The organism is Vibrio sp. V04_P4A5T148 (genome assembly GCF_963875605.1).
Lineage (GTDB): Bacteria > Pseudomonadota > Gammaproteobacteria > Enterobacterales > Vibrionaceae > Vibrio > Vibrio anguillarum.
On sequence record NZ_CAWNMS010000078.1, the window covers coordinates 1 to 12,406 of the forward strand.

Sequence of the window (12,406 nt, forward strand, 5' to 3'; positions counted from 1 at the left end):
AACTCATAAAAATCTGACACAAGCCTAATAACCGTTGACCAAACCACCAAAACCATAATAAAATGACCACCATAAAAACACATAAAAACCACTAAGTAGGCAATAATGAACGAGGAAGAAAATAATAATAAAATAGTTAAAGAAATAAAAATTAACATAAAACAAAACCTAAGTCAGATATAGATTTCTTAAGATTCATTTGTAATGAAACAAATTATTTCCCTGAAGGAGATTATGATAACTTTGAGAGTAAACTTTGTTTCGGCCTCATGAACAGACATGAATTAAATAAAGAAATAATAATTGGTAAACTCAACAAATTATTAAGCAATTGTATCAATGAGAAAAAATTTGAATTTATAAATAACGATAAAATTGCAACTTTGTTTTGTTATATTCATCTAATGAACAACAATGTTTTTAGTCAATCTGGTGACCTTATATACTTTAACAATCGTACAACAACCAAACCAGCCCCTTTTCATTTTTCATCAATATCCAAATTAAAGATAGTTAATAGCATTAAAACAATGAGATTAGATTTTATTAATTTCATTAACTACATGGACTGTCACTTCAATTACAAGCATAAATACTTAGATTATTTGAATGAATCATACGCTTACCAAAGAAGACATTTTCCATTTTATTGGATAGATGCTAGGGATAAAGAACAACTTATTTGGGCAAAATCATATCTTTATAAAAGTGACTTAGTTAATAGAAACTTCAAAAAAATTCCTGAACTATTTCATGATGAACGTTATATTCATATTTTCATACCTTCTTTATTTTATGCAATTCCATTGTCTTATTCAGATAAAGCTTTATTTTTAATAAACATGAAAAAAGCTTGGGGACAAGTCAAGTATAGAAATAAGATAAAAAGGGATAAAAAAACCACGCTAAATTTAGTGGTTGACGAATTCATCGCAGAAAAATTGAAATATTTATCAACTGAGTTTGATCAACCAGTAAACCAAGTGGTATCGATGATGACTCTTCAGTGGGCGAATAAAGCTCAAGAAATAAAACAACAACTCGAAGAAAAAAGTAGAAAAGATAAAGCGAGGTTTAACGCGCTATTTGAGTAAAAGATAAAGGTGCACTAAGTAGTATGCTGGATCGCTTCGAGCCAACAAGACTCTATCATGTTACTTTTTTATAACATAAGTGGGGGATATCTATTGATTTACGTCATCGCCCTCAGAAGAGACTATCGGAACAAAGAAGGTGAATCTGCATGCCAGAATATGCAGATTCCCGCGCTATGATAAAAATGCTAAAATGCACAGCATAACAGCTGCTGTGATTATGGTTAATTTGGTATTGCTACCCAATAAAACTAATAAATTGTTTTGGTACCCCACCTGATACCCCACCAGCTAATAACCAAAAACTAAAGGCAATAAATTCAAATGATTAACAACACAATTCAATGGTTTCCGGGACACATGCATAAAGCACGTAAGGAGATCGAAGAGGTCATTCCGCAAGTTGATGTGATTATCGAAGTGTTGGACGCTCGTATCCCGTTTAGCAGCGAGAATCCACTTATCTCCCATTTGCGTGGTAATAAACCGTGTGTGAAGGTACTCAATAAACGTGACCTAGCAGACCCAGAAATGACGCAATTGTGGATCGATCATTTTGAGAAAGAACAAGGGGTGAAAGCAATGGCGGTAACCACGTCTAACCCTCAAGAAGTGCATAAAATCATGGAGCTTTGCCGTAAGTTGGCACCACATCGTGAAGAAGTGGGGAAAAATATTCGCACCATGATCATGGGCATCCCGAACGTCGGTAAATCAACCATCATCAATACGTTAGCCGGTCGCGCTGTGGCTCAAACAGGTAACCAACCCGCCGTTACTCGCCGCCAACAACGTATCAATTTGCAAAATGGCATTGTGCTGTCCGATACTCCGGGAATTTTATGGCCTAAAGTGGAAAACCCACACAGTGGTTTTCGCCTAGCTGCTACTGGCGCGGTAAAAGATACTGCAATGGAATATGAGGATGTAGCCTTTTATACTGTTGAGTATTTAGCGCAAGCTTATCCTGAGCGTTTGCAAGAGCGTTATCAAATCGATGAGCTACCTCAATCTGACGTGGAATGGATGGAAGAAATTGGCCGCAAACGTGGTGCTTTGCGCCCCGGTGGCCGTATTGATCTGCACAAAGCGTCGGAGATCCTACTGCATGAATTGCGCCAAGGTATTCTCGGCCAAATTACTCTTGAACGCCCTGAGATGATCACCAAAGAGTTAGTGGAAGTGGAAGAACGAGCGGCCAGAGAAGCCGAGGAAAAAGCAGCCAAAAAAGTAGAGCGTCGTAAACGTTATTTGCGTAATAAGCGCTAAATTCCTCTCGGATCCTTTCTACGCTACACCTCATTTCTACTATTACCATCAGGGCGGTCAATGATCGCCCTTTTCATCAGAACAGACAACTGCATGCTGTTTGCTATTTCTAGCTGACATTATCATGACAAATCAATACAGGTTTTTATGCGCTACTTCTATAGCATGAAGGAACCTTCTGATGACACTCAAGTCATACCACCATTGTTTATTTTCTCCTTGATATGGAATTGTTCATGAAAAAGCGTTGGGCCATCGCGGTAATTAGCGCCGCCTTAATCAGCGGGGGCTATTACCTAACTACCAATAGCAATGAATCTCTCTCGGCTTTCCCCACTCTGACGGTCGAACAGGGAAATATTGCCAAACAGGCAATCGCTGTTGGCCAAATCGTGCCAGCTCACTCGGTATCTATAAAATCGCAAATTGAGGGGATTGTCGGTGAAATTTATCATCGGGTCGGTGAACAAGTTACCTTGGGCACGCCTTTGATCAAAGTGCGTCCAAATCCAACACCGCAAGCGTTAACCGACGCAACCACCGCTTTAATGCAAAGTGAGGCGAGCTTAGATTCCGCCAAACAGACGCTGGCAAACTTGCAGCAGTTAGTTGAACAAAAGATTGTGCCGGAAAACTACGGTGAGCTAATCCAAGCAAAATCAGAGCTGAAATCAAAACAAGCCGAAGTGCAACAAAAAAGGCAGAACCTTGAGCTGATCCGCAGCGGTGAAGCATCGGTTGGCGATTCGAAACTCACGTCCACACTCGTCGCCCCCATTGATGGCACCATTTTAAACCTAAAAGTGGAAGTAGGAGAGCCGATCATTTCCACTGCCTCAAGCCAAGCGGCAACTGAAATGATGTCGATTGCCGATATGAATGACATGATTTTCAAAGGCAGTGTCAGTGAACATGATGCGGCGCAACTCGCCGCAGGGATGGCCGTCAACTTAACGTTAGCACCGTATCCAGAAGCAGAAATCAGCGGCGTATTAAGCAAAGTTGCGGTTCAATCTGATAAGTTGAATAACCCAGGTGATACTGAAACGACCAGCTTTGATAATGGGTTTGAAGTGGAGATTAACCAGATTCGCTTTCCTGACAATATGGTGATTCGCTCGGGCTTTTCTGCTACCGCACAGATCACGTTAAAGAGCGTGGAAAACGTTGTCACCATTCCAGAGCGCGCATTACGATTTAGCGGTGAACAACCTGAAGTCTTAATCCCAGATCAGTCAGAACAAGGTTACCAAGTCCGCGCCGTGACCTTAGGTTTGTCCGATGGCATTAATGTGGAAGTGATTGCGGGTTTATCAGCGGACGATGTGATCATCGACAACAGTTTATTGGGAGGCAAAGATGGCCACTAAGCGCCCCTTTCAACCTAATGCGCTAGCAGCCGCGCTAATGACGTTCTGTGGCGCGGTGACTTTTTCAGCTCACGCCATCACTATTGAACAAGCTTGGCAGGCCGCCAAAGCTTTTGACCCTACTTATTCACAAGCGCAGATCCAATCTCAAATCAGTGAAACAGAGGTCCGAAGCACCAAAAGTGCACTTTTACCTTCTTTTGAAGTCAACGCTGATACTTCATGGGATGATAATGGCAACAACACTAAAGGCTATGGTGCCACATTAAGCCAAACCATTTGGGATAGCGCTAATTGGGCACAACTCGACCAATCTCAAGCAAGTTATGTGGCATCACAATTAAAAGTGAAGACCGCACATAATGAGCTGGCTTCAACATTACTGTATGCCTATCTCGATCTCGCCAGCGCACAAGGCGATCGACAACTTGCTGAGCAGAAATTCGAGGAAGGTGCAAAGCTGCTGAAGATTACCGAGCAGCGCTACAAAGCAGGAAAAATTCGATCAACGGCATTAGAAGATATGCGCGCCAACCACGTCGATGAGCAAGCGGATATACTCAGTGCGCAAGCTGCTCTAGAAGAGAAAAAGTCAGCCCTTATCGCGCTCATCAATCAAGACCCACAGCACATTGACCAAATTAAAACGACCGACCTCATTGAACCGCCAATGCAGGTCAGCAGCGAAACTGAATGGTTAAAGCTTGCGCAGAATAACAGCCCTGAGTTATTGGCTGCCCAGCAGGAAGTCGCCGCTTCTGAATTTGGCCGAGATGCAGCCAAAGCCAAATATTATCCCACCTTATCTGGCAGTGTTTCTTACCAAGACAATGATCAGGGTCGAGATGGGGATCTCAGTGCAGGTTTAAGCTTAAAAATTCCGTTGGATTTGAATGGTTCCACGCGCGCCACGGTCGATCAGGCTGCGCTGCAAGTCTTAAGCGCCAAGCAAGTACTGCGCAAGGTAGATATCGAGATTAAACGCAAAATTCAAAGTGGCTTTAGCCAAATCCATCTAGATTGGCGACAAGTGGAGATGGCTCAGTTACAAGTCCGCTCAAGAGAGCAAGCTTTAAAAAGTAAACAAACCGTTTATGAGTCAGGAATGACTGAAGCTTCTGATTTGATTGACGCCCATAACGCTCTGTTTAACAGTAAAAACAGTCTACAACGGCGATTGTACCAATATTGGAAGCAGCGGATTGGCCTGCTGCAAGCTGCTGGGCAGTTAGATGATGACGTGATCGCTTCGCTCTCTCAGGCTCTGCACTCATGATCTCAAGCCTACAGCAAGTCGTGCAAACGCTGCTTGCCCATCGGCTACGCAGCGCCCTCGCGGTCATTGCTATCGTTTGGGGTATTGTTTCTGTTTTAGTGCTCGTTGCCTTAGGTGAAGGATTTTATCGCGTCAATACACAATCTTTCGCGCTGTTAATGAGCGATACACAAATGGCTTTCCCCAGCCAAACCACCAAACCTTGGCAAGGCCTTGCAGCAAGACGTGCGATTACCCTTTCAGAGCCGGAAATGCGCGCTTTGGCACAGCACCCAAACATCAGCGCATTATCAGTTATCTACGGAAAATGGGATGCTAAAGTGACGAATGTAAAAGGCCGAATGCTTCCCGGTTACGTCAGCGGGATCGACTCTCAATTTTTAGTATTGCGCAACTTGCAACTGACCGCGGGGTCACGCGGCATTCACGCCAGCGATCAGAAAAACCATTCCCGAATTGCGGTGGTTGGTTGGCAGTTGGCACAAGTTGGTCAGCTATCTATTGGTGATACGATCAAAGTCAATACCATTCCCTTCTCGGTTGTCGGTATTACTCAGCAGCAAGAAGGGGGCATTTCTATAAACAATGAAAACAGCCAAGTGATGATCCCAAGCAGCGCTTTTACTGATCTTTGGCAAAGTGAGCCTGAATTTTTCCTTGTGCAGCCCGCCGCAGGGATACCAGCCGCGGTATTGCGCATGAACATCCTCTCTTTCTTCGCCAAACAGAAACATTTTGATCCGAGCGATACTGAGGCCATAAACCTACCTGACTTCAGCAGCGGCGCTCAATTTTTCAATGCCTTGTTTCGAGGTATACAACTATTTTTAGGGGCAAGTGGAGCGATGACGCTTGCGGTCGGCGCTTTGGGCGTCGCCAATATCATGTTCCTTTCTGTCACGGAAAGAACGCGGGAAATTGGTGTGCGTTTAGCCATTGGCGCAACACCGAAGATCATTTTGCGCCAGTTTATTTTAGAAGGTGGGTTGCTAGTGGTATTAGGTGCAGTGTTCGGAATGCTCCTCTCCTATCTGGTGGTACTATTACTGAATTACATCGGCTTACCTGATTGGCTCGGCGAACCAGTCATCACTGTGCCAGCTCTAGGCTGGTCACTGCTCGTCACCACGTTGTTTGCACTGCTGGCTGCTTATTTCCCAGCAAAGCGTGCCGCCAATCTCACCCCCGTCATCGCATTAAGTGCGAGGGCTTAATAATGATGTTACCTATCAGGCAAATTTATCAAGAGATGGCGGCCGAAAAACTACGCTTGCTACTCACTATTTTAGCGGTGGCTTGGGGCACACTTTGCATCGCCACCATGCTCGCAACAGGCGAAGGATTACGCCAAGGGCTGACACGCTCATCACAAAGTGGCAATGGCAATTTACTCTATGTGACCGGGGGTTATGCCAGCCAGACCGCCGGACGCTTTTTTGAAGGGAAAGCCCTCTCTTTGCAAGCGGATGATGTTGAGTTTGTTCGCGCACTGCCCTTTATCCAACGCGCTGAAGTCAGCGCACAATGGGATAAACGCGTCAGTAATCAAGACAATGGCACCTGGCAGCGCCCACTAGCGGTTAACCCAGAATATCAGTCCTTAACTGGTATTGAGATAGCCAAAGGAGGGCGATGGATCAACCCGCTCGATAATCAACAGCAGCGTAAAGTGGTTGTACTCGGTTATAACGCCGCAGTGCAATTGTTCAATTCTGAGGATGGTTGGAGTTGGCTGGAACCCCAGACGCTGAGCATAAACCCTGTAGGTCAATTGATAAAAATAGGTGATGAAAACTTTACCGTTATCGGCGTGATAGCGCAGACAAGTGCAGAGGTAGAACAAGGAACCCCTATTGACTACGCGGTATTTGTGCCTTTTCGCACTTGGCAACGTTTTAACCCCAACGCAGCGATTGCAGCGATCAATGTGCAGCTCAATGCCACGGTTGATCGCGAAAAAGCCGCGCAAGTGATTAAGCAAGTGATCGCCAGAAAGTACGGTGCCAGTGCTTCAGACACGCAGCTCTTGCAAGTCGAAGACATGCTATTGAGGCAAAAAAGCATGCGCCGTTTCTTATTCGGTCTACAAGGCTTTTTGGGCATTATTGGGCTTATTACCCTCGGCGTAGCAGGCATTGGTATTGCCAATGTCATGTACGCCACGGTAAAACGATCCACGCGAGACATCGGTGTACGAATGGCCGTCGGAGCTACGCCAACCACTATCAAACTCCATTATTTAGTGCAAGCCTTGCTCACGATGTCACTTGGCGGTTTAGCTGGCTTAGGATCCACTTACGGGCTGATCACCTTATTAAGATACGCTCCCTTAGAAGGCAATATGCTGTTTGAGCAATTAGGGAAACCCTTACCCGAACTGTCGTTTTCGATTGTCTTTCTTGTGATCGCGGCGCTGGCGATTGTCGGTGTGATTGCCGCGTGGTTTCCCGCCAATCGCGCGGCTAGCATTACGCCATTAGAGGCATTACAAAGTGAATAAACAAAACTTACCAAACCTTGTTCAATTGACCAATATCAGCAAGCACTATCGCAGTGGTGAAGAGTTGGTCAAAGCATTAGACGGCGTTTCGCTATCGATTCAAAAAGGCGAATTTCTCTCTATTCTAGGGCCATCAGGCTCGGGTAAATCAACCTTAATGAATATCCTCGGTTGCTTGGATGTTCCTACATCGGGTGAATATCAGTTGGACGACAAGGCGGTCGCCTCGCTCAGCAGCCATCAATTGGCTCATATTCGTAATCAAAAAATTGGCTTTGTTTTTCAAAGTTTCAACCTGCTCGAATACGCTAATGCTCTCGATAACGTCGCCCTACCCTTGGTCTATCGCGGAGTAAAATTAAAAGAGCGCCGAGCACGTGCAGCAACACTATTAGAAAAAGTGGGGCTTGGCGATCGCATGCAGCATAAACCCAACCAGCTCTCGGGGGGACAAAAGCAGCGGGTGGCGATTGCGCGCGCGTTGGTCAATGATCCGCAAATTATCTTAGCCGACGAACCGACAGGTGCGTTAGATTCAAAATCAGGCGCTGAAATTGAAGCCCTGTTCAATGAGCTTCATCAAGAAGGACGAACGCTTATTGTCGTCACTCACGATCTCGCATTAGCGAAGCGAACTCACAGAATAGTGAATATCAAAGATGGGCAGATTTTATCTGATGAACGCGTTGATCACGCAACAAGGCAGCCATAAATAGCTCAACGCATTGTAAGAAGTTATAAAGTGAACGAGAAAGACGAAGCCGTTCCAGTTCGCCTTTCTTAGTTCATTTTTTCTTTGTTCTTTCTTTGTTGGTTTTTTCTTTGGATCCTATTGAGAGATACCCGCCAATTTCAGCAATACCGCTTCGAGTTGATCCCATGGCATGAGCTGTGAGTCAATCACTTCTAAGCGTGATTCAAACCCTTCTAAGCTCATCTCATTCACTGAAACGACTCCTTGGTTGATGTTGAAGGCGTAACATCCTTTATCGGTATTGACGACCGCCTTAACACGCTCAGCGGTCAGGGCACTCAGCATAGAAAAAAGCTCATCAAAATCAAAATGGTATTCAGCGCCGATTAACCAACCACAACTGAAATAACCTTGGCCCCGATTTTCTTTGCGCACAAACACTTTACCCGGCTGTAACGCAAACTGTGGTTCTAACGAAGCATGATGATGGTGATGCGCTTCAATATGAGTAGAAGCTGCGCCGTGAAGACGTTCAATATCTAATAATTCTAAAGGCAACTCACCTTGCTTGACTAACTTGCTAAAAATCTTCGCGGGTGATTGATCAGTCACCCAGTCATTAAACGCATCCACATCAGCACTAGTGCATTGATCTACTTTATTGCCAATCACCACATCACCACTGGCCAATTGGTCATTAAAATTTTGGTTGGATGTGTATTTTTCATTACGCAAGTTGCGCGGATCCACTAAAGTGATCGTGGCTTTTAAATCGACATACAGTGCATATTGATCAGAAGTTAAAGTTGCCACCACTTGCTTAGGGTGCCCAAGCCCTGTTGGCTCAATTAATAGACGATCGGGCTTTTGCCTAAGTAAGGCGTTAATTCCAACAGACATAGGAACACCCGCGGTACAGCACATACAGCCGCCCGGTACTTCTTTGATCAGCGCGCCTTGGTCAGACATCATCGCCCCATCAATACCAATTTCTCCAAACTCATTGACCAACACCGCCCACTTTTCATCAGCAGGTTTATTCTTCAATAAATTCAAAATGGCCGTCGTTTTTCCTACACCAAGAAAACCGGTAATAATGTTAGTTGGTACTTTTTTTGTCATGTCAGCACTCCTTTTGCGGCAGTATATACCGAAATAAGAAGCCAGTGCATGGTTTGCCAGTTAGACAGGAACAATGAGCCGAGGTACATAAACGACAAAAGGCGCACTACGGTGAGCGCGCCTTTCCCCTCGTAACTCAATCGTGAGTTCGCGAATCGGGAGGACTATAGATGCAACCCGATCATAAACGAGGACATAGAATTGAAATATTGCTGATTCCATCCAAATTGTAGGTAAGGCTTGAATTCCTCCCTGTACGATATCTGAATCTGCCTTACGCTTTAACTATGGTTCATTTGGCTGGCTTAGCAAGGTTCAATCTCTGTTTTTTAACTCATTTTTAACTCAGATCTCGTTTTTAGTAGAGAATCTCTCCATCTTCCAGATATGGAAATCTACATTGCAGCTTTGACGCTATAGTTAATCACTTTGGCGCGTATAATTCTGTAACAAAATATGTTCACATTTTACCAATCGAGGCCCTTTTTTACATGACCAAAAGAGAGAGATTGAAACAGTCACTGCTTGCAAAAGTTCCAAAAGATACGATTAACCAATTTCTCTCTAAGGACAAAACACCACTCTCAATCCTTTTTCTTTCGCTCATTGTCGGTATTCTTGCTGGGATTGTTGGTACTTACTTTGAGGCCGCTGTGCACTTGGTTTCGGAAACACGCACCGAGTGGTTAAAAAGTGAGATTGGTAATATCTTACCCTTGTGGTTGGCCGCTTTTCTTATCAGTGCAGCGTTGGCGTTTATCGGTTATTTCCTTGTGCACCGGTTTGCGCCCGAAGCCGCCGGTTCTGGCATTCCTGAAATTGAAGGCGCGATGGATGGTATGCGCCCCGTTCGTTGGTGGCGAGTACTGCCAGTGAAGTTTTTTGGCGGTATGGGCGCCTTAGGTTCTGGTATGGTTTTGGGACGTGAAGGGCCCACGGTTCAAATGGGGGGAGCCATTGGCCGAATGGTGTCGGATATTTTCCGCATCAAAAATGATGATACCCGCCACTCACTCTTAGCGTCTGGTGCGGCTGGAGGCCTAGCTGCCGCATTTAATGCGCCGCTGGCGGGCATCATGTTCGTTATTGAAGAAATGCGCCCGCAGTTTCGTTATACCTTGATTTCAGTACGCGCCGTCATTGTCTCTGCGGTAGCGGCAAATATCGTCTTTCGCGTGATTAATGGCCAACATGCTGTGATCCAAATGCCGCAATATCAAGCACCAGAGCTGGCTTCACTGTGGCTGTTTCTGCTGCTTGGGGGACTGTTTGGTATTTTCGGTGTGCTATTCAACCGTTTAATCACACTATCACAAGATATTTTTGCCAGAATTCATCGCAATGATCGTAAACGATATTTACTCACGGGTTCACTATTGGGAGGCTGTTTTGGCTTAACTTTATTGTATATTCCTGAATTGACTGGGGGTGGCATCTCACTAATCCCTAATATCACCAATGGTGACTACGGTGCCGCTATCTTGCTGCTTTTGTTCATTGGTCGTATTTTTACCACCTTGATCTGCTTTGGTTCTGGTGCTCCGGGCGGGATTTTTGCACCAATGCTGGCATTAGGCACGCTGTTTGGTTACGCCTTTGGCCTGATTGCGCAAGAACTGTTACCACAATTAGCGATTGACCCAGGAATGTTTGCCATTGCAGGCATGGGTGCACTGTTTGCCGCAACGGTTCGCGCACCCATTACAGGTATTTTATTAGTTATTGAAATGACCAATAATTATTATTTAATTTTACCGCTGATTATTACTAGCCTTGGCGCGGTTATTTTCGCTCAATTACTTGGCGGCCAACCCATTTATAGTCAGTTGCTCCATCGCACCTTGAAAAACGCCAAGCTGCAACAACAAGATCTTCCACCAAAAGAGTAATCGTGAGACTCATGAATATTGACTCCGCTGCGAATTGTTATGTCTAAGTAACAAATTAGAAGGTGAGATGTTGCACCACAACTCGATAAACTTGATAATGCGCTCGTTTGCTGGCTGCTAGAAATACATTATTCATTTTCTAGAGCAAATGATGACATGGAGTTTATCGTTGAACTGGAAAAGGTTAATTCAAGTACAAAGCACACCGCCCTCTCAAGCGGCGCTAGCATTAGGTGTGATCAGCCTCGGGCATGCGTGGGCGCTTTATATTCCCTCGGTCGGTCTCATTATTCGCCCCTATTTGGCACTGCTCGGTGCATTATTACTGCTGCCTGTCTTGCTAAAATACCTCACCAGCTTCAAGACATTCATGGAGGACATTCGCCACCCTCTTTCCGGTAGCTTGATGGCTCCAATGAGCATGACTTTACTGATCTTAAGTGATTATCTCGCTTTAATTTCACCGCTCATTGCTTATCCTATTTGGTTTACCGCGCTCTTGCTGCACTTCACCATGATGCTGCTTTTCTTCAGTTTTCAGGCCATGAACTTTAAAATCAGCCATATTGTACCAAGCTGGTTTCTTTATCCGGTTGGGTTAATCAGTAGCTCGCTCGCTGGCACGCAATTTGGCCACACTGTCTTTTCAGAAACACTCGTCTCTGTCTGTATCGCTATCTATTTTTTTATGCTGCCGTTAGTGTTATATCGTTTGGTGTTTGCAGGAATGCTACCTAAACGCGCACGCCCAACACTCGCCATTATGGCTGCACCTATTAACCTCACCCTCGCGACGTATTTGGTCAACTTCCCTCATCCTGATCCAATATTAACAGGCGCACTGGCTGGCATTGCCATCACCATGACACTGCTTATTTACCTTTGCTATATCCGTCTGCTCAGGCTCAAGTTTCAACCGTCTATTGCTGCTGTGACCTTCCCTTCTGTCATCAGTGCTATCGCCATGCATCGTTTAACCACCTTCTTTGAAGGACAGTACCCGCAATGGCACTGGTTACATCAATTTGGGTTATTTGAATTGACTATTGCTACTTTCTTAGTCGTTTGGGTTTCTCTTGGTTATATAAAAATGTATTGGCCTGAATTATTTTCCAATAAATAAAAACCTAATATTTATCTTTAATTAAAAATTAATTATGGCTGGATAAGCCTAGGCAATGACGAACAATAC

Annotated in this window: 10 protein-coding genes; 9 read left to right on the forward strand and 1 reads right to left on the reverse strand. The window is 44.7% G+C overall.

The window, feature by feature from the left end:
- The first annotated feature begins 269 nt into the window (after window positions 1–269).
- From AACT18_RS15350 to AACT18_RS15380, 7 genes are all read left to right on the forward strand, one after another.
- Window positions 270–1,094, forward strand: a complete 825-nt coding sequence (locus AACT18_RS15350; RefSeq protein ID WP_254920013.1) for a hypothetical protein — start codon at window positions 270–272, stop codon at window positions 1,092–1,094.
- Between the two features lie 324 nt (window positions 1,095–1,418).
- Window positions 1,419–2,363: a ribosome biogenesis GTPase YlqF gene (gene ylqF, locus AACT18_RS15355; protein ID WP_094125894.1), complete on the forward strand. Its 945-nt coding sequence runs from the start codon at window positions 1,419–1,421 to the stop codon at window positions 2,361–2,363.
- Between the two features lie 224 nt (window positions 2,364–2,587).
- The gene (locus tag AACT18_RS15360) at window positions 2,588–3,733 is read left to right on the forward strand and encodes an efflux RND transporter periplasmic adaptor subunit (RefSeq protein ID WP_094125895.1); all 1,146 of its coding nucleotides are present in this window, start codon (window positions 2,588–2,590) and stop codon (window positions 3,731–3,733) included.
- Window positions 3,723–5,009: a TolC family protein gene (locus AACT18_RS15365; protein WP_094125896.1), complete on the forward strand. Its 1,287-nt coding sequence runs from the start codon at window positions 3,723–3,725 to the stop codon at window positions 5,007–5,009. Before AACT18_RS15360 ends, AACT18_RS15365 begins: the two co-directional genes overlap by 11 nt.
- The gene (locus tag AACT18_RS15370) at window positions 5,006–6,223 is read left to right on the forward strand and encodes an ABC transporter permease (protein ID WP_094125897.1); all 1,218 of its coding nucleotides are present in this window, start codon (window positions 5,006–5,008) and stop codon (window positions 6,221–6,223) included. The genes AACT18_RS15365 and AACT18_RS15370 overlap by 4 nt, the downstream gene beginning before the upstream one ends.
- Window positions 6,224–6,225: 2 nt before the next feature.
- Entirely contained in the window at window positions 6,226–7,509 is a 1,284-nt protein-coding gene (locus tag AACT18_RS15375) for an ABC transporter permease (protein WP_017042914.1), read from the forward strand.
- Complete coding sequence (locus tag AACT18_RS15380) at window positions 7,502–8,221, forward strand: ABC transporter ATP-binding protein (protein ID WP_017045357.1); 720 nt, start codon at window positions 7,502–7,504, stop codon at window positions 8,219–8,221. Before AACT18_RS15375 ends, AACT18_RS15380 begins: the two co-directional genes overlap by 8 nt.
- A 117-nt stretch (window positions 8,222–8,338) precedes the next feature.
- Here AACT18_RS15380 and AACT18_RS15385 read toward each other — a convergent pair whose 3' ends face one another.
- Entirely contained in the window at window positions 8,339–9,325 is a 987-nt protein-coding gene (locus AACT18_RS15385; RefSeq protein WP_094125898.1) for a CobW family GTP-binding protein, read from the reverse strand.
- 491 nt (window positions 9,326–9,816) lie between these two features.
- On the opposite strand from AACT18_RS15385, the gene clcA reads away from it, so the two are divergent.
- Window positions 9,817–11,214 carry a H(+)/Cl(-) exchange transporter ClcA gene (gene clcA / locus AACT18_RS15390; protein WP_013868492.1) on the forward strand — a complete coding sequence of 466 codons (1,398 nt, stop codon included), beginning with the start codon at window positions 9,817–9,819 and terminating at the stop codon, window positions 11,212–11,214.
- 148 nt (window positions 11,215–11,362) lie between these two features.
- Window positions 11,363–12,337, forward strand: coding sequence for a TDT family transporter (locus tag AACT18_RS15395; RefSeq protein ID WP_094124845.1), 975 nt, complete (start codon window positions 11,363–11,365; stop codon window positions 12,335–12,337).
- Window positions 12,338–12,406 lie beyond the last annotated feature (69 nt).

What these genes read in the sequence shown, in the direction of transcription:
- AACT18_RS15350 (WP_254920013.1), top strand. Translation starts at nt 270, where the DNA reads ATGAACAGACATGAATTAAATAAAGAAATAATAATTGGTAAACTCAAC.
- ylqF (WP_094125894.1), top strand. Translation starts at nt 1,419, where the DNA reads ATGATTAACAACACAATTCAATGGTTTCCGGGACACATGCATAAAGCA.
- AACT18_RS15360 (WP_094125895.1), top strand. Translation starts at nt 2,588, where the DNA reads ATGGAATTGTTCATGAAAAAGCGTTGGGCCATCGCGGTAATTAGCGCC.
- AACT18_RS15365 (WP_094125896.1), top strand. Translation starts at nt 3,723, where the DNA reads ATGGCCACTAAGCGCCCCTTTCAACCTAATGCGCTAGCAGCCGCGCTA.
- AACT18_RS15370 (WP_094125897.1), top strand. Translation starts at nt 5,006, where the DNA reads ATGATCTCAAGCCTACAGCAAGTCGTGCAAACGCTGCTTGCCCATCGG.
- AACT18_RS15375 (WP_017042914.1), top strand. Translation starts at nt 6,226, where the DNA reads ATGATGTTACCTATCAGGCAAATTTATCAAGAGATGGCGGCCGAAAAA.
- AACT18_RS15385 (WP_094125898.1), bottom strand. Translation starts at nt 9,325, where the DNA reads ATGACAAAAAAAGTACCAACTAACATTATTACCGGTTTTCTTGGTGTA.
- clcA (WP_013868492.1), top strand. Translation starts at nt 9,817, where the DNA reads ATGACCAAAAGAGAGAGATTGAAACAGTCACTGCTTGCAAAAGTTCCA.
- AACT18_RS15395 (WP_094124845.1), top strand. Translation starts at nt 11,363, where the DNA reads ATGATGACATGGAGTTTATCGTTGAACTGGAAAAGGTTAATTCAAGTA.